This is a genomic window from Plantactinospora sp. B6F1, assembly GCF_040120695.1.
GTDB lineage: Bacteria > Actinomycetota > Actinomycetes > Mycobacteriales > Micromonosporaceae > Plantactinospora.
Window position 1 is genome coordinate 128,091 of sequence record NZ_JBEEAC010000002.1, and the last position, 16,966, is coordinate 145,056.

Consider the following 16,966-nt stretch of genomic DNA (forward strand, 5'->3'; position numbering starts at 1 on the left):
TTCGGCACCCGCATCCGGCCGCTTCACTTCGGCGCCCGCATCCGGCCGACGATGCCGGTGTCGTAGTCGCCGCCGACGAACTCGGCGTTGTCGAGCAGCTCGGCGAAGAACGGCAGGTTGCACTTCGGCCCGGCGACCTCGAATCCGGCGACCGCCGTACGGGCCCGGTCGATCGCCTCGGCCCGATCGGCGCCGTACGCGATCAGCTTCGCCATCAGCGAGTCGTAGAACGGGGTGACGGTGGTGCCGAGGGCATACCCGGAGTCGACCCGGATCCCCTCACCGGTCGGTTCCGTCCACGCGGTCACCGCGCCCGGACCGGGCAGGAACCGCACCGGGTCCTCGGCGTTGACCCGCAGCTCGATGGCGTGCCCGCGCGGGGCGAGCGCGTCCGGGTCGAAGGTCGGGGCGAGCCCGGCGGCCACCCGGAGCTGCTCCTCAACCAGGTCGACGCCGTAGACCAGCTCGGTCACCGGGTGCTCGACCTGGAGCCGGGTGTTCATCTCCAGGAAGAAGAACTCGGCGGAGTCGGCGGAGTCACCCTGGGCGTCCCGCTGGCCCGGGACCAGCAGGCACTCCACGGTGCCCGCGTTCCGGTAGCCGACCGCCTCACCGGCCCGGACCGCCGCCGCCAGCAGCCGCTCCCGCAGCCGGGCCGAGACGGCCGGCGACGGCGACTCCTCGACCAGCTTCTGGTTGCGCCGCTGCACCGAGCACTCCCGCTCGCCGAGCGCCACCACCCGGCCGTCGGGCAGGCCGAGGATCTGCACCTCGACGTGCCGGACCCGGGGGAAGTAGCGCTCGATCAGCACCGAACCGTCCCCGAACATCCGCTCGGCGAAGGCGCGCACCCGGTCGTACTCGGTGCGCAGGCCGGCGGGGTCGCTGGCGACCGCCATGCCCATCCCGCCACCCCCGGCGGCGGCCTTGACCATCACCGGGTAGCCGATCACCTCGGCGGCGGCGAGCGCCGCCTCGACCGTTTCCGCCGGGTCGGTGGTGCCGGGCGCCACCGGCACGCCCGCGGCGGCCATCAGGTTCCGAGCGTTGATCTTGTCGCCCATCGCGGCGATCGCGTCGGCGCCGGGGCCGACCCAGACCAGACCGTTCGCCTCGACCGTACGGGCAAAGTCCGCGTTCTCCGACAGGAAGCCGTAGCCGGGGTGGATCGCCCGGGCACCGGTCGACTTGGCGGCGGCGAGAATCGCCTCGGGATTGCGGTAGCTCTGGACCGGGTTCGCCGGCCCCACGCAGACCGCCTCGTCGGCCTCCTGCACGAACGGCAGGTCGGCATCCGCCTCGGAGTGGACCACGATCGTCCGTACGCCGAGTCGCCGGGCCGTCCGGATGATCCGACGGGCGATCTCGCCACGGTTCGCGACGAGCAGGGACTCAAACATGCTGGTGTTCACCCTCTCAGTACTCGACCGGCCGCACCTGGTTGTGCGGCCGTCCGCGACCCGGCTCGGTGAACTTTTGGTTCAGTTGTCCGGGTCGGCGAGCAGCGCAGCCAGGGTAGCCGCCCGGAGCAGCGCGGCCCGGCGTTGGCGGTCCACCTCGCCGCCGAGGAACGGTGTGGAGTTCATCAGGCCGAAGGCGGCGTGGGCGAGCACCCGCGCCTCTCCCGCCGACAGTTTCGGGTGCAGCGCGGTCAGCACCCCCACCCACTCCTCGACGTAGAGCCGCTGGAGCCGCCGGATCTGCCGCCGAGGCTCCTCCGGCAGCCGGTCCAGCTCGTGCAGGTGCAGCGCGATGACCGCCGGGTTGGCCAGGGCGAACTCGACGTGAAAGTCGATCAGGGATTCGAGCGCCGCCCGGGAGTTGTCGGGATGCTCCGCGACCCGCTGCCGGCCGCCGGCCAGCAGCCCGTCACTCACCGGCATCAGCGCGGCGACGAGCATCGCCTCCTTGCCGGCAAAGTGGTGGTAAAGGGCCGGACCGGTCACCCCGGCGGCCGATCCGATGTCGTCCATCGAGACTCCGTGATAGCCACGGGCCGCGAAGAGGCCGACCGCGATCTCCAGAATCTCGTCGCGCCGGGACCGCCGTCGCCGCACGCCGCTGGCGGACGCGCCGGCCTCCGTCGCCATCACCTGCTCCTTCACCGTCACCCGACCAGCCTAGTCAGATGTCAATCGCCGACCCCGTGCCGAGTGTCGGCCGCCACTGGACGGACAGCCCTGGCCGATCCGCACCCGCACTACTCGTCGTCGGAGTCGAGGCCGTAGCGGGCCCGCAGCGCGTCGGCCTCCGCCGTACGGTCGAGCGCGGCGAGCGCGGCGGCGAGCAGCCAGGCCGCCCGGCGTACCGGCTCGGCGTGCTCGGGCAGGCTGTTCAGGGTCGCCCGGAGCAGCGGTTCGGCCTCGGCCGCCCGGTCCAGTCCGAGCAGTACCTCCCCGGTCAGCAGGTCCACCAGCAGCGCCTCACCGAAGGCCTGGATCGACCGTAGCCTTTCGGCGGCACCGTCCAGCCGGGCCAGCGCCTCCTCCGGCCGGTCCGCGCCGAGCAGCGCCCGAGCAGCGGTGTCGGCCAGCATCGCCCGCTCCCAGTGCACCGTCGGCTCGACCTCCCGACCGGTCGGATCCGACGTACCGGACCCGCCCGGCAGGGCCGCCGCCACCCGGTCGGCCACCTCCAGTGCGGCCAGCGCCGCCGCCGGGTCACCGGCCCAGTGCTGGGCGGCCACCTCCCGACGCCGGGCACGCACCTCGTCGAGGGGCAGCCCGGCGAGCCGGAACGCGGTCGCGGCGGCGGCGAACCGCTGCGCCGCGAGACTGTCCCGGTCCTGGGCGTAGAGCAGCTCGCCGGCCTCCTCCAGCACCCCGGCCCGGGCGGGCAGGTTGTCCGGGCCGTCGAGGTTGTCCGCGAGTTCGTCCAGCAGGGCCAGCGCCGGGCCGTCCTCGCCGAGCAACCGGTAGACGGTGGCCAGCAGGTGCCGGCACTGGTCCGCGTCGGCCTGCCGGCCGAGCCGGTCCAGTTCCCCGACCGCCTCCTCCGCCGCCTCGGCCGCCTCCAGCGTCCGGTCGGCCCGCCGGTAGGCGTCCGCCAGCTCCCAGCGCAGGTAGGCAGCGCCGTCCACGATGCCGCGCTCGACGCAGATCGCGACCGCCTCCACCAGATCGTCGACGGCCTCGCCCGGACGGCCGGCGGCGACCAGCGCCCGGGCCCGCCCGGTCCGGGCCGGCAGCGCCAGCTTGCCGGTGGCGAGCCGAACCGCCTCGTCGTACGCCGAAACCGCCCGCTCGGGGTCGTCCAGCGAGTTGGCATAGCCGAGGCTGGCCACGGCCCGGTGCTCGGGCAGGCCGAGTTCGTCGTAGAGGTCCCGGGCCCGCAGCGCCGCCTCGCCGGCCTCGGCCCCCCGCCCCAACAGCTCCAGGGCCCGGACCCTGGTCAGCGCGATCCGCGCCACCAGGTGCCGGTCGTCGGCACCGGCCGCCTCGGTCGACGCCCGGTCGACCGCCGCCAGCGCCTCGTCACCCCGCCCCCGCTCGACGAGCGCGATCGCCAACCGGTCCTGGGCGGCGGCACGATGCCAGGCGTCACCGTGCGCCATCAGATAGTCGGCGGACTCCTGGACCAGCGGCAGCCCCTCGTCCGGCTCGCCGGAGATCACCAGCAGTACACCGAGCCGGCCGGCGACCACCTGCGCGCGGAGCGGGTCAGGGATCTGCCGGTGCAGCTGCAACGCCTCCCGGTTCGCCGCCACCGCCGCGGCCATGTCCCCGGCCACCCGGCACTCGACCGCCCGGAACTCGGTCCGGCGAGCCGTGACGGACTGCTCCAGCGACCGCCCGGCGAACCGTTCGTCGAAGACCGCCAGTAGCGCGAGGAGGTCGTCGTCACGCTCGCTGCGCCAGGCCGCCTCGGCCAGGTCGAGCACCTGCTCCGGGCCGGCATCCGCCGGTACGTGGAGCGGGTCCGCACCTCCGGCCGACGCGCCGCTGGTGTCGCCGGCCGAGGCGCCGCTGGTGTCGCCGGCCGACGCGCCGCTGCTGTCGCCGGCCGACGCGCCGCTGCCGTCGGCTGCCGGGCCTGACACGGCGGCGTTGGACGCCCCGGCGAGGGGCGGGCGGCGGCGGGCGGTCGGCGAGAGCGGCAGGTACTCGCCGACCGGTTGCCGGCCGAGCAGCTCGGCGACGAACGCCGACTGGGTCGAGGTGCCGTTCCGGGCGTCGAACCTGGCGGCCAGCTCCCGGGCCGTACCGGCCAGTTCGTCCGCCAGCGCCGTCGCCGACACCTCGGCCGCCGGCCGGTCCAGATGCGCGGGGCGCCGCACCGGCAGCTTCCCGTGGCCGTCGGCGACCAGCCGGTGCAGCAGCAGCGCCGCGCTGGCGGTGAAGACCATCGCGTGGGCCGGCGAGGGCACCTCGTCCAGCCATCCCAGGTGCCGTTCCAGCAGTTCGAGCCCGCGCGCCTCGTTGCCGGTCAACGCGCAGAACGCCAGGTGCTCACCGACCCGGGACATGTACGCGATGTTCGTCCGGTGTCGGCGGTACGCCCGCAGGTGCGCGTCCCGGGCCTGCTCCCGCCGGCCGGTGTGCAGGTACGGCAACAGCAACGCGGTGAGTACGGACTGCGGCTGCTCGAAACAGCCGAGCCGGCCCGCGAGCACCGGTTCGGCCAGCGCCACCGCCTCCTCGTGCCGGCCGAGCGAGGCGAGATACTCGATCTGGTCGGTCGGGTCGCAGCCGGCACAGTCGGAGAGTTCGTCCCGGGGTGCGGTGGTCCACCGGCGGTACCACTGCTTGGCCTCCTCCGCCGCGCCGACGTGCACCGCCACGTGGTGCCGGTACTTGTAGACCATCTGGAGGCTGTGGCCGCCGTCCCGGTAGCGCCGTTCCATGTCGTCGAGTACGGCCATGGTGCGATCCAGCGGCACCTCGGGAAAGTCGAGCAGGCCGCAGACCATGTGCTTGAAGTACCAGAGCAGGGTGTGCAGGTGCCGCTGGTGGTAGGGCTTCGGGTTCTGGTCGAACTCGGCCAGGCACCAGGAGAAGGTGACGAACGACCGGGCCGGCTCGCCGCCGTAGTAGTAGGCGGCGGTGGCGAGCATCCGGGCCGCGAACCCGAGCTGCTCGTCGCCGGAGGCGTCCACCTCCCGGAGCAACGCTTCGACGGCGGCGATCTGGCCGCTGCCGTACGGCATCTCGCCGACCCGGTCGATCGTCCGCCAGAGATCGTCGTGGTCCCGGGCCATCGTCACTCCTTTCCTGGTACGGCCCGGTCGAGCAGGCCGAGGAACGAGCTGTTCAGCAGGGCGGCGTCGGCGGGCCGGATCGGGTGGTAGCCGAGCAGCAGCGCCTGGCCGTACAGGGCTTCGACGGCGATCCCGACCAGCGCCGGGTCGCCGAGCGCGCTGACCCGGCGGACCAGCGGGTTACGGTGGTTGAGCACCAACTGCGGGCGCTCGGCCGGGCCGGAGGCGGCGAGCGCGTCGAGTACCCCGGCCCAGGTCTCGTCGGCCCGCTCCCGGGTCGCCCGCAGCTGTTCCTCGAACGCCGCCGACCGGCTCACCAGGTAGAGCGCCGGTAGCGACGCCGGGGCGTATGAGCGGAGCACCACCTCGACACCGAGCCGGTCCAGGGCGCGCTGCGCGGCGATGACGAACGGCCGCAACGCCAGCTCCGCCACCGGGTCGAGGGCGTCGAACCGGGTGGTCAGGTCGGTCGGCTCCAGCCGTTCGACCAGTACCGAGCGGTCCACCGTCGGCAACCGCTCGATGATCTCGGTGTCGTACGTGTAACCGGCGTTGACCAGCGCCAGGTCCTGTGCCGCCGCCACCCCGGCGAGCTGCCGAAACTCGTCGATGCTGGCCGCGTAGCGGATCAGCCCGTGCCGTGCGCGGAACTCGGCCAGCGTGGTCTGCCCGGTGTTGGTCTCCATCGGCCACCAGCGTTCGACCAACCGGAGCATCTCGTCGTCGTGCAGGGCCAGCGCCTTCACCCCGAGGTGGTGGACCTGGAGGAACTCGGCGAGCCGGCGCGGCGCGCCGCCGGCCAGCCGGACCAGCCAGCCCCGGAGCTGGTCGCCGAGCGCCTCCCGGGTCGCCTCAAGCAGGCTGTCCTCGTAGAGCGCCTCCCGGCTGGCGGTCGGGCGCAGCTCGGTGGAGTCGACCACGCAGCGGGCGAAGAACGCCCAGTCCGGCAGCAGCCCCTCGGCGCCCTCGGTGAGCAGCATCCGCTTCAGGTAGACCCGGTGACCGGCCCGGGCCGCCGGGTTGACCGGGGTGGGCAGGACGAACGCCGCGCCGGTCAGCCCCGCCTCCGGCACCGACAGCGGCACGACGTCGAACGGGGTGAAGCCGAGCACCTCGCGGGCGTACCGGACGAGGTTGTCCCGGCGGGCGGAGGGTGAGGTTCCGGCGGGGGCCGACCACGGCGGCGGCCCGGCGGTGATCTCGACGTCGCCGACCAGCACCCGGACCGGCAGCAGCGAGCCGAACAGCCGGGCCAGCTCGGTGACCGTCGGCCGGGTCAGCCACTGCTCGGCGTCCCGGCGCGGGATCAGCGTGACGGTGGTCCCCGGCTCGGCACGCTGCGCGTCGACGGTGTGGGCCGCGGCGGCTGCGGCGGCCTCGGCGGCCAGCTCGACCCGGTAGCGGCCGTCGGCGTAGCCGGTCCAGAGCACGGTCGGCTCGTCGCCGCGCCGGGTGCACACCCGGACCTCGTCGGCGACCAGGAAGCAGGAGAGCAGGCCGATGCCGAACTGGCCGAGGAACTCGTGGCGGGCGAAACCGAGCTCGTCCCGCTTGGAGCTGCGGCCGATGGTGGCGAGCAGCTCGTGCACCTGTGCCTCGGTCAGGCCGATCCCGGTGTCGTGCACCCGCAGCGTGCCGTCCCCGGTCAGCTCCGGCGGCTCGATCCGGACCACGGCCGGCGCGTGCGGCTCGGTGGCCCGGCGGGCGGTGATGGCGTCCACGGCGTTCTGCAACAGCTCCCGGACGTAGACCCGGGGACTGCCGTAAAGGTGATGGCTGAGCAGGTCGACCACGCCACGGAGGTCGACCTGGAAGGTCCGGTCCACGATCTGCCCACTCACTCCCGTCCGGTGACGGCGCTCACGGTACCGGTCGGGGGCGACGCACCGCGTCCTGCTTTTCCGCCGACTTTCCGGAACGGCGGGCGGGTGGCTTGACCCTCGACCCGATCGAGGCCACAGGCTCGCCCCGGTCGACCGGGAGTGGGGAACGGGTGATACCGAATGTCCGATATGACGACGGTGACGAGGTCTGCGGCGCGGTCCGACGGCCGGGTTCGAACCGGCGGCGGCTACCGGGCACTCTGGACCGCGACGGTGGTGTCCCGGCTCGGCGACACGCTGCGTACCCCGGCCCTGGCGCTGCTCGCCGCCTCGGTCAGCCGCGATCCCCGGGTCGTCGCCGCAGTGGTGGCCGCCGGGCAGCTTCCGCCGCTGTTCCTCGGTCTGCTCGGCGGCGTCTATGCCGACCGCTGGGACCGGCGCCGGACAATGGCCACAGTGGACGGCCTACGTGCCGTCCTGGTCGCCGGCTTCGCGCTGCTGGTCGCCACCGGTGAGGCCGGGATCGTCGCGCTCGTCGGCTGTGCCCTTCTGCTCGCCACCCTCGGCGTCCTCTTCGACTCGGCGGCCTTCGCCGTACTGCCCGGCATCATGCCCGCCGACCGGCTGGCGGTGGCCAACGGCCGGCTCCAGGCGGGTACGGCGGTGGCCGGCGGCTTCGTCGGCGCACCGCTGTCCGGGGTGCTCTTCGCCCTCTCGGCGGCATTGCCGTTCGTGGTCGACGCGGTCACGTTCACGCTCGCCGCCCTGCTGGCGCTGACCCTCCGACCGACCCCGGTGCCGGCCCCGTCCGCGCTCCACCCGGTCGGGCCGGGTGCCGCCTGGCGGGCGGCCGGAGACGGGCTGCGCTGGATCTGGCGGGACGCCACCCTGCGCCGGATCACCGGGTTGACCGTGGTCACCAACCTCGCCACCAGCGGACTTGTCGCGATCATCGTGCTCTACGCGCTGGAGGTGCTGACTGTGCCCGCCGCCGGATACGGACTCTTCATGGCGGCGGCGATGCTCGGCGCGCTGGCCGGTGGACTCTGCGCCGGCCGGATCGCCACCCGGCTCGGTACCCTGCCCGGGCTGCGCTGGGTGCTGGTCGCCGAGACGATCGCGGTCGCCGCGCTGTCCGCCGCCCGGCACCCGGTGCCGGGAGCGATCGCACTCGCCGTCTTCTCCGCCGGCACCGCGACCTGGAACGCGCTCTGGTCGGCGTACGGGCAGCGGAACGTACCCGCCGAACTGCTCGGCCGGGTCGGCAGCGCCCAGCGTACGGTCGGGATGCTGGCCGCCCCGGTCGGCGCGATCCTGGCCGGAGCGCTCGGTTCCGCCGCCGGCCTACCCCCGGTGCTGTACGCGGCCACTGCCGTCTTCGCCCTGGCCACGGCCGCCTCGTGGCTGACGCGTCACACCGCCTCCGGCGCGGCCTCCGTGCCGTAGGCGGGCAGGGTCTCATACCTGCGTACGGCCGGGTTGGCGAGGAAGAGCCGCTCGGCCACCTGCCGGTAGGTGTCGAAATCGGCGGTCATCAGCACCACCACGAAGTCCCACTGACCGGCGACGTGGTAGCACTGCCGCACCGCGGGCTCGTCCCGGAGGCATTCCCGGAAGGCGGTGTAGTGCGGACCGGTGTCGGCCTCCAGTTCCACGAGCACCAGTGTGGTCATCGCGAGTCCGAGCGCCCGCGGGTCGAGCACCGCGACCTGTCCCCGGATCACGCCGGAGACCCGTAACCGGGTCAGCCGGCGCTGCACCGCGCTCGGTGACAGGCCGACCAGCTCGCCGAGTTCGTACAGCGGTTTGGCGGCGTCGACCCGGAGCAGGTCCAGCAGTCGACGGTCGGTCCGGTCCAGCGTCGGGAAGGTGGGAGGCACGCAAGAACCTTGCGTACCGGGGGCAGAATCGTCAATCGTCATCACCTGCACGTTCCCTAGCCTCGTCATCATGCTGGACAACCTTGATCTGGAGTCGCTGCGCCGCCGTCCCGGGGTGAAGTGGGCGCGGGCCACCGCAGCCGGTGCCGTGCCAGCGTGGATCGCCGACATGGACTTTCCGGTGGCCGAGCCGGTCAGGGCGGCGTTGGTGCAGGCCGTCGAGACCGATCTCGGCTATCCGGCCTGGGACGACCGTCCCGAGCGGAACCCGCTCGCCGAGGTGTTCGCCGCGCGGATGTCCGACCGGTACGGGTTCGCGCCGGTACCGGCGCACGTCCGGGTGTTCACCGAACTGATCCAGGCGGTGCAGGCGGTACTGCATGTCGGCACCGCCCCGGGTGACGCGGTCGCGATGCACACGCCCGCCTATCCACCGTTCCTGGAGACGCTCGGGGACATGCGCCGACGGCTGGTACCCATCCCCGTGGTGGACAGCGGTCACGGCTGGACCTTCGATCCGGACCGGCTGGCCGCCGACGTCGCCCGGAACCGATGCGTGGCACTGATCCTGGTCAACCCGCACGGCCCCACCGGCCGGGTCTTCACCCGGGCGGAACTCTCCGCTGTAGCGGAGATCGCGATGCGGCACGACCTGCTGGTCGTCACCGACGAGATCCACGCCGATCTCACCTACGAACCGCACCGGCACACCTCGTTCGCCGCGCTGGCACCGGAGCTGGCCGCGCGGACGGTCACCCTGCATTCGGCCAGCAAGGCATTCAACCTGGCCGGACTGCGCTGCTGCGTCGCGCACGTCGGCGATGCCCGGGTACGGGCAGCCCTGGATGCGCTCCCGCCTCTCCTGCTGGGTCAGCCGGGCAACCTCGGCGTACTCGGTACCCAGGCCGCCTGGCAGCACGGCGATGCCTGGCTCGCCGACGTACGGACGGTGCTGGACCGCAACCGCCGGTTGGTCGCCGACGGCCTGCCGGACGCGGTCGGCTACCACCTTCCGGAGGCGACCTACCTGGCGTGGCTGGACTTCCGCCCGCTCGGGCTCGGGCCCGATCCGGCCGCACACCTCCTCGACCGAGCCGGGGTGATGCTCAGCCACGGCCCGCCGTTCGGGCCGGGTGGCGAAGGGTTCGCCCGGCTCAACTTCGCCACCGGCCGGCCGATCCTCGACGACATCCTCCGCCGGCTTCGCGCGAGCTGCCGCCCGCGGCTAACGCCGTCCGACCTGGCATGACCACTGGCATGCGGGAGTCGGTCGCGGCGGTGCACAAGCTCGTCTCCGAACTCGTCCCAAACGACGAGTGGGAGGAACGCCACCAGACGGAGACGCTGCACTGGCTGCGCGGCACCGACGACGTGTTCCGGCGGGTCAAGCCGGCGACCCCGCCCCGGCACCTCGTCTCGTACGTCGTACCGGTCGATCCGGCGGACCGCAGTGTGCTGCTGGTAGACCACGTCAACGCCGGGCTGTGGCTGCCGCCGGGCGGGCACGTCGACCCGGACGAGCACCCCGCCGAGGCGGCCCGGCGGGAGGCGTACGAGGAGTTGGGCGTACCGGTCGAGAGCGGCCTCGTCGCGGAGGAGCCGGTCTTCATCACCGTGACGCGTACCGTCGGAATCGACGCCGGGCACACCGACGTGAGTCTGTGGTTCGTGCTCCAACTCGACAGGCAACGACCGCTCATGTTGGACGGTGGCGAGTTCCGAGAGGCCCGCTGGTGGTCGCCGGCCGAGGTACGCGACGCCGATCCGGCCCGCTTCGACCCGCACTTCACCCGCTTCTGGTCGAAGCTCCACGGCGATCGGGTCGAGGACGATTCCTGCCACCGAACGCAACCCTGACCGTTTATTGGCCGGACCCGCAGACGACCTACCGGCAGAAGACCTACCGGGGAGTTGAGCAGGGATGACGGGCGTGGTGACCGCGTACTACCTGTTTGAACACAATGACGCACCGGTCGTCGTCCAGACCGCCGACGAGATGGACCGGCTCATCGACGACCTGTTGGCGCAGCCCTTCGACAACAGCGTCTGCACGATGTACTCCTCGGCCCGCCGCGACCGGACGAACGGCTTCCCCGACCACGAGTTCGCGGTGGCCGTCAACCCGGAGGACTCGGTCGGGGGCCTGTGGTTCGACGACTTCGACACCAACTGGTACACCCGGGGCACCCCAAGCAGACACGACCAGGTGTTCTACTACCACGCGGGCAGCGAGCGGGACTTCCCGTGCCGGTCCGGTGGCGTGCGGTGAGTGCGGTGAGTGCGGTGCAGGCGGTCAGCGGGTGGCGGCGCCCCGGACGAACGACCGCCATGCCTGCGGTGCGAAGGTGAGCGCCGGCCCGTCCGGGTCCTTGCTGTCCCGCACCCCGACCACGCCCGGCAGGTTGTCCGCCACCTCCACGCACGCCCCGCTGGCTCCATTGCTGCGGGTGCTCTTGCGCCAGACCGCCCCGGTCAGGTCCATTTCTCCACCGCTTCCAATATCAACTTTGCGGACTGCTGGTGCGACAGTGCCTCACTGTGGACGACCTCCCACGCCTTGCCCATCGACACTACTTCCGACGGCTCCTGCACCACCACCCCCTTCAGCTGGTTGTCGAGGAAGGCGAGATTTTCGCCGCCGGGCAGGGTGGCGACGATGAATGGCCCAGCCAGCCCGGCGTAGGCGCCGACCGAGCTGGGCACGACCTGCAACCGGACGTGCGGCATATCGGCCGCCACCCTCGCCAGGTGCAGCATCTGGTCGCGCATGACTGCCGGGCCGCCGACGGGCCGGTGCAGCAGACCTTCATCGAGCACGGCGATGAGCTGCGGCGGCTTCTCCCTGCTGAGGATCGCCTGGCGCTCCATCCGGGCGGTGACCCGAGTCGTGATCTCCTCTGCGCTCAACACACCCATGCTGGTGAAGATCGCTCGGGCGTACGCCTCGGTCTGTAGCAGACCCGGGATGAGGGCGTACTCGTACCAGCGGAGGGTTTCGGCCTTTCGCTCGATCTCGATCCACTCCCGCAGCCAGCTCGGCTCGCTGTCCAGGCTGAGCTTGATCAGCATCCGCTCGAACAGCCCGCCGGTTCCCAGCGCGCGGTCAGCGCCCTGGACGTACTCCCGGGTCAGCGCCCGGCTGCCGTTCTCCACCGAACTCACGTGCGACGCGGAGAAGGTGGCGGCCCGGCCGAATGCCTCCTGGGTCTGGTTGGCAACCACCCGGGCTCGCCGGATTTCGTCGGCGATAAACGCGATCATGGATTGCTGAAGGGCTGTCAACATTCAGTCCCCCTCGAACGATAGATCAACTATTCAGGACTACTCAATCCGCCTCATCGTCGACCGCCAAAGTAGCGGTTGAACGCAGCGGTGATCGACGCCTAACGAATTTAGGGGATGGCCGTCCAGAGTGGAAGACATGCGGAACCGCTCCGGATCGAAATATGACGGGTGGAACCGCGCGGCCGTTCGGCCCATCGTCGATCGGCCCCGCTTCCAGAAAACGATCACGATCACGAAGAAAGGGCATTGCGATGGCCAGACGGCACCGCCCACGCATCCGCCATTACCGCGCCTGGTACTTCCTCTGGATCTTCTGTTCCTGTGGCCGTCGTTGGCGCTGCCCCCGATTCATGCCGGCGCTGCACCGACCCGGGCCGCCACCGGCACCCCGCCCGGCGCCGGTCCGGATCTCGCCCGACCTGCCGCCGCCCCCGCCCCGGGCCCGGCACAGCAACAACCGTCCGGTCTGGGACGCGCCCACCCGCTGCCACCTCGGCAACGGCCGGGCCGGCGGGCTCACCCCGGGCCAGGCCCGCCGGGCTCGTCAGGTCGAAGTCCGGTAGTCAGGACAACCGTCTTGTACGGTCCACACGCGCGGTTCCGTCCGCACACGCCCGCCCGACCGTCGTTCCGGTGCCGGACCTGCGGTGCACACTGGCCGTGCCAGCCAGCCCGGCTCGGCCTGCTCTGGACCTACCGCCACGACCGGATCGGGCTGCTGGTCTATCTCGCGGCGCAGCTCCAGCACGCGTTGCAGGATCTGCCCGGCGCCGAACCCCGCGAGTTGGCCGCGCGATTCCTCCACTGGCTCCCCCGCACCCCGCCCTGCTGACCGGATGTCCCCGCTGACCGGATGTCCCCGCTGACCGGATGTCCCGCTGACTGGATCCCCCGGTGACCGGATTCCGCCGCTGACGCGGCGGTGACCGGGGAACCGGCGGTCGGTGCCATGCCTCTACCCGGCATGGCGACGACAGAGCACGAACACGACGGGACAGCCGGGCGCGACGGGGCAACCGGGAATGGACTGGCGACAAGGCGGGGTGTGTTGCGGGCGGCCGGGGCGGTGCTGGCCGGGACGGCCGGGTTCGGTGCGGTCTCGGCGGTCGCCGGTTGCCGGTCCCGGAGCGGCGGGCAGACCACCCGCCAGGAGCCGGCGCCGCCGGACGCCCTCGTGGTCGAGTTGGCCGACGGGAACCTGGCGGTGGTCGAGGCGGCGACCGGGCGGATGCTGGTTCAGCCCGCCCCGGCGGTGGTCAGCGGCGACGGCCGCCGGCTGGTCCGGGTCGAGCGCTCGGACGGGGGTACCCGGTTGACCAGTCACCGGCTGCCGGACGGCGCGGCGGTCAGCGCCGGCACCCTGACCGGGGCGCTCACGGTCCGCGCCACCTCGGCGGACGGCGCCCTGGTGGCGCTCGCCGACGACGCCGGGCCGGGGCACACGCCGTACCGGCCGGGGCCCCGGGAGCGAACCACGATCGTGGTCGCCGACGGTGCCGGCCAGCGCCGCCGGCTGGAGCTGCCCGGCAACCTCGAACCGGAGGCGTTCGACGTGTCCCGACAGGCACTCTTCGTCCTCGACTATCTGCCGCCGACCGCGCCGGACCGGTACCGGGTCCGGGTCGTCGACCTCGCCTCCGGACGGGTGGAGCCGCTGCTGACCCGGGTCAAGGCGGTGGTGCCGGCGGGCGCCGAGGAGGAGATGCGCGGCGAGGGCAGGCAGGCCGTGTACGACCGAGCGCGCAACCGGCTGTTCACGCTCTACACCCACCAGCCGGACCACGTGCACACCCGGGACCGGATCGCGGCGGCGAACGACGCCGGGGCGGAGCAGCGCGACACCGGGGCCCGGGACGACGCCCCGCACGTGCACGCCTTCGTACACACCCTCGACCTGACCGAACGCTGGGCGTTCTGCGTCGACCTGCCGGCACCGTTCGGCGAGCACGCGGCGACCGGGCACACGATCGCCCTGAGCCGGGACGGCAGCCGGCTCTACGTGGCGGACACCGGTACCGGCGCACTGGCCACGATCGACCCCGACGGGCTGACCGTGGTGCAGAGCGTCCGGTTCGACGCGCTGACCGGTACCACCGGCTCGGGGGGTGCGGCGCCGGCCGCCGCGACCTTCGACGGCGTCGGGACGCTGCTGATCGGAGCCGGCCGCGAGGTCGCCGGGATGGCGGTCGCCACGGGCGGGGGCCCGGTTCCGCGCTGGACGGCTCCGGCCGAGGTACGCGGCCTCGCCGGCCCACCCGACGGCTCCCTGCTGTACGTCGGCCAGCCCGACGCCGTACTCCGGGTCGACCCCGGCACCGGGGCGGTACGGCAGCGTATCGACGTACCCGGGCTGGTGGCCCTGCGTCAGGTGATCCCCGCCGGTTAGCGGTCCCGGTCAGGGGTGAGGCCGCCCGGCTGGTCGCCCTGGACCACGGGTGCCCGGACCAGGTTGCCCCACTCGGTCCACGAGCCGTCGTAGTTGCGCACCCGGGGATAGCCGAGCAGGTGCCGCAGCACGAACCAGGTGTGGCTGGACCGCTCGCCGATCCGGCAGTACGCGATCACGTCGTCGTCCGGCGACAGCCCGAGCTGGTCGGCGTAGATCGCCCGCAGCTCGTCGGGGCCCTTGAACGTGCCGTCGTCGTTCGCGGCCGCCTTCCACGGCTTGCTCAGCGCGCCCGGGATGTGCCCGCCACGCAGCGCGCCCTCCTGCGGGTACTCCGGCATGTGGGTCAGCTCGCCGGTGTACTCCTTCGCGGAGCGCACGTCGACCAGTGGCCGGGCCGCCGCGATGTGCGCCAGCACCTGGTCCCGGTACGCCCGGATCGGCGCGTCGTCCCGCTGCGGCGTCGGGTACTCCGCCGGGGGCCGCTCGGTCTTCTCCCGGGTCAGCTCCCGCCCCTCGGCGACCCACTTCTGCCGGCCGCCGTCGAGCAGCCGCACGTCGGGGTGCCCGAAGAGGGTGAAGACCCAGAGCGCGTACGCCGCCCACCAGTTGAAGTTGTCGCCGTAGAAGACGATCGTGTCGTCCCGGCCGATCCCCTTGGCCGAGCAGAGCTTGGCGAACGCCTCCGCGTCGAGATAGTCCCGGGTCACCTGGTCGTTCAACTCCAGGTGCCAGTCGACCTTGATCGCGCCCGGGATGTGACCGGTCTCGTAGAGCAGCACGTCCTCGTCCGACTCGATCACCACCAGGCCCGGCTGGCCCAGGTGTTCGGCCAGCCACTCGGTGGTGACCAGGCGCTGTGGGTCGGCGTAGCCCTGCAGGCTCGGCGCGGGATCGCTCGGCATCGGCATGATCCCCACCGTACGCCGGGCGGTCGCCGCAGGGGGCCGGCTCCGCTCGGTTACCGTCGTCACATGGTGGAGCCGACCCGGACAGGCGTACGACACGAGGGTCGGACCTTCCGACGCGAGGACTGGTACGGCGACGAGTTCGTCGAGCACGAGTACGTCGACTGCGAGTTCTTCGACGTCGACCTGACCGAGGCGACCCTGGAACGAACCAGCTTCACCAACTGCGTCTTCGGCAACGTCCGGTTCAACGCCTCCCGGCACACCGACTCGGCGTTCCTGCGCTGCACCTTCACCCGGTGCAACTTCTTCGAGGCCGAGTTCTCCGGCTGCAAGCTGGTCGGCAGCACGTTCGTCGAGTCGGCGGTCCGGCCGCTCACCGTGCTCGGCGGAGACTGGTCCTTCGTCGGCCTGCCCGGCGCCGACCTGCGCGGCGTCACGATCCAGGGCGTACGGATGCGCGAGGCGGACCTGGCCGGCGCGAACTGCACCGACGCGATCCTGACCAACGTCGATCTCTCCGGCGCGCAACTGCGGGCGGCCCGGTTCGTCCGGTGCGACCTGCGCGGCAGTGATCTCAGCACCCTCGACCCGACCACCGTCGAGCGCTCCGGCGCGATCGTCGACCCGACCCAGGCCATCGTGCTCGCCCAGGCCCTCGGCTTCCAGGTCGGCTGAGAGCCTCTGCCCGACGGGTCAGTCCACGAAGGGCCGGCGTTGCGGGTACGGCGCCAGCATCGGCCGCTTGGCCGTGATCGTGTCGCCGGACGACCGGCCGGTGAGCCGGCGCCGGATCCAGGGTGCGAAGTGCTGCCCCATCCAGCGCAGGTCCGCGCTCCGGGCCGCCAGCCAGGGCGTCGGAGCGGGCCGGGGCGGCACCACCAGCCAGCCGTCGTCCGGCACCACGCCGAGCGCGGTCAGCACCCGAGCGGCGACCCGGCGGTGACCGGCCGCCGACAGGTGCAGCCGGTCCGGGCTCCACAGCAGCGGGTTGTGGAAGACGTCGTCGGCGAAGAGGTCCACCAGCGTCACCCCGTGCCGCTGGGCCGTCTCGCCCACCGCCCTGTTCAGTACCGCCACCCGGGGGGCGATGAGCCGTTGCCCCGGCAGCCGGGCCATCACGTCGGCGAACCGGAACAGCAGTACGTCCGCCCCGGTGGCCCGGAACTCGGCAACCACCTGGTCGAAGCGCGCGACCAGGGCGTCCGGGTCGAAGCTGCGACGCAGTACGTCGTTGCCGCCGGCGGCGAAACTGACCAGATCGGGGCGCATCTCCAACGCGGCGGGCACCTGCTCGGCCACGATGTTTCCGAACAGCCGGCCCCGGATCGCCAGGTTGGCGTACCCGAAATCCGGCCCGGCCTCGGCGGCCAGCGTCGCGGCCACCAGGTCGGCCCAGCCCCGGAAGCTGCCGTCGGGATAGGGGTCGTCCAGTCCCTCGGTGAAACTGTCTCCGACCGCCACGAAGTTGCGCCAGCGCACGCCGG

At 72.6% G+C, this 16,966-nt stretch carries 17 protein-coding genes; 8 read left to right on the forward strand and 9 right to left on the reverse strand.

Features of this window, described 5'->3' with window-relative positions; all coding sequences use genetic code 11:
- Positions 1–23 precede the first annotated feature (23 nt).
- The 4 genes from ABNF97_RS03710 to ABNF97_RS03725 form a co-directional block, all read right to left on the reverse strand.
- Entirely contained in the window at positions 24–1,400 is a 1,377-nt protein-coding gene (locus ABNF97_RS03710) for an acetyl-CoA carboxylase biotin carboxylase subunit (RefSeq protein ID WP_349337643.1), read from the reverse strand.
- A gap of 81 nt (positions 1,401–1,481) precedes the next feature.
- On the reverse strand, positions 1,482–2,090 hold the full coding sequence (locus tag ABNF97_RS03715) for a TetR/AcrR family transcriptional regulator (protein WP_349337839.1): 609 nt from the start codon (positions 2,088–2,090) through the stop codon (positions 1,482–1,484).
- A 110-nt stretch (positions 2,091–2,200) separates the two neighbouring features.
- On the reverse strand, positions 2,201–5,197 hold the full coding sequence (locus tag ABNF97_RS03720) for a hypothetical protein (protein ID WP_349337644.1): 2,997 nt from the start codon (positions 5,195–5,197) through the stop codon (positions 2,201–2,203).
- A gap of 2 nt (positions 5,198–5,199) precedes the next feature.
- Positions 5,200–7,023: an HSP90 family protein gene (locus ABNF97_RS03725; protein ID WP_349337840.1), complete on the reverse strand. Its 1,824-nt coding sequence runs from the start codon at positions 7,021–7,023 to the stop codon at positions 5,200–5,202.
- 177 nt (positions 7,024–7,200) lie between these two features.
- Here ABNF97_RS03725 and ABNF97_RS03730 point away from each other — a divergent pair, with 177 nt between their 5' ends.
- Positions 7,201–8,466, forward strand: coding sequence for an MFS transporter (locus tag ABNF97_RS03730; RefSeq protein WP_349337645.1), 1,266 nt, complete (start codon positions 7,201–7,203; stop codon positions 8,464–8,466).
- Here ABNF97_RS03730 and ABNF97_RS03735 read toward each other — a convergent pair.
- The gene (locus ABNF97_RS03735) at positions 8,433–8,900 is read right to left on the reverse strand and encodes an AsnC family transcriptional regulator (protein WP_207230424.1); all 468 of its coding nucleotides are present in this window, start codon (positions 8,898–8,900) and stop codon (positions 8,433–8,435) included. The genes ABNF97_RS03730 and ABNF97_RS03735 overlap by 34 nt on opposite strands.
- A 70-nt stretch (positions 8,901–8,970) precedes the next feature.
- Between ABNF97_RS03735 and ABNF97_RS03740 the strand changes: the two genes are divergently transcribed.
- From ABNF97_RS03740 to ABNF97_RS03750, 3 genes are all read left to right on the forward strand, one after another.
- Positions 8,971–10,149, forward strand: a complete 1,179-nt coding sequence (locus tag ABNF97_RS03740; protein ID WP_349337646.1) for a MalY/PatB family protein — start codon at positions 8,971–8,973, stop codon at positions 10,147–10,149.
- Positions 10,146–10,757 (forward strand): NUDIX hydrolase, encoded by a 612-nt coding sequence (locus ABNF97_RS03745; protein WP_349337647.1) that lies wholly within the window; start codon positions 10,146–10,148, stop codon positions 10,755–10,757. The genes ABNF97_RS03740 and ABNF97_RS03745 overlap by 4 nt, the downstream gene beginning before the upstream one ends.
- Before the next feature lie 64 nt (positions 10,758–10,821).
- The gene (locus ABNF97_RS03750; RefSeq protein ID WP_349337648.1) at positions 10,822–11,169 is read left to right on the forward strand and encodes an Imm1 family immunity protein; all 348 of its coding nucleotides are present in this window, start codon (positions 10,822–10,824) and stop codon (positions 11,167–11,169) included.
- Between the two features lie 24 nt (positions 11,170–11,193).
- On the opposite strand, the gene ABNF97_RS03755 is transcribed toward ABNF97_RS03750, so the two are convergent.
- Together ABNF97_RS03755 and ABNF97_RS03760 are read right to left on the reverse strand one after the other, a co-directional pair.
- Complete coding sequence (locus ABNF97_RS03755; RefSeq protein ID WP_349337649.1) at positions 11,194–11,382, reverse strand: DUF397 domain-containing protein; 189 nt, start codon at positions 11,380–11,382, stop codon at positions 11,194–11,196.
- Positions 11,373–12,161 carry a helix-turn-helix domain-containing protein gene (locus ABNF97_RS03760; protein WP_349337650.1) on the reverse strand — a complete coding sequence of 263 codons (789 nt, stop codon included), beginning with the start codon at positions 12,159–12,161 and terminating at the stop codon, positions 11,373–11,375. The genes ABNF97_RS03755 and ABNF97_RS03760 overlap by 10 nt, the downstream gene beginning before the upstream one ends.
- A gap of 374 nt (positions 12,162–12,535) precedes the next feature.
- Here ABNF97_RS03760 and ABNF97_RS03765 point away from each other — a divergent pair, with 374 nt between their 5' ends.
- From ABNF97_RS03765 to ABNF97_RS03775, 3 genes are all read left to right on the forward strand, one after another.
- Positions 12,536–12,748: a hypothetical protein gene (locus ABNF97_RS03765; RefSeq protein ID WP_349337651.1), complete on the forward strand. Its 213-nt coding sequence runs from the start codon at positions 12,536–12,538 to the stop codon at positions 12,746–12,748.
- 14 nt (positions 12,749–12,762) lie between these two features.
- Positions 12,763–13,017, forward strand: coding sequence for a flavin reductase (locus ABNF97_RS03770; RefSeq protein WP_349337652.1), 255 nt, complete (start codon positions 12,763–12,765; stop codon positions 13,015–13,017).
- A gap of 213 nt (positions 13,018–13,230) precedes the next feature.
- Entirely contained in the window at positions 13,231–14,571 is a 1,341-nt protein-coding gene (locus ABNF97_RS03775; protein WP_349337653.1) for a YncE family protein, read from the forward strand.
- Here the strand turns inward: ABNF97_RS03775 and ABNF97_RS03780 are convergent.
- Positions 14,568–15,482 carry a sulfurtransferase gene (locus ABNF97_RS03780; RefSeq protein ID WP_349337654.1) on the reverse strand — a complete coding sequence of 305 codons (915 nt, stop codon included), beginning with the start codon at positions 15,480–15,482 and terminating at the stop codon, positions 14,568–14,570. The genes ABNF97_RS03775 and ABNF97_RS03780 overlap by 4 nt on opposite strands.
- A 63-nt stretch (positions 15,483–15,545) precedes the next feature.
- Here ABNF97_RS03780 and ABNF97_RS03785 point away from each other — a divergent pair, with 63 nt between their 5' ends.
- Positions 15,546–16,157 (forward strand): pentapeptide repeat-containing protein, encoded by a 612-nt coding sequence (locus ABNF97_RS03785; RefSeq protein WP_130461218.1) that lies wholly within the window; start codon positions 15,546–15,548, stop codon positions 16,155–16,157.
- 18 nt (positions 16,158–16,175) lie between these two features.
- Here ABNF97_RS03785 and ABNF97_RS03790 read toward each other — a convergent pair whose 3' ends face one another.
- Positions 16,176–16,961, reverse strand: coding sequence for an SGNH/GDSL hydrolase family protein (locus ABNF97_RS03790; RefSeq protein WP_349337841.1), 786 nt, complete (start codon positions 16,959–16,961; stop codon positions 16,176–16,178).
- Between the last annotated feature and the right edge of the window lie 5 nt (positions 16,962–16,966).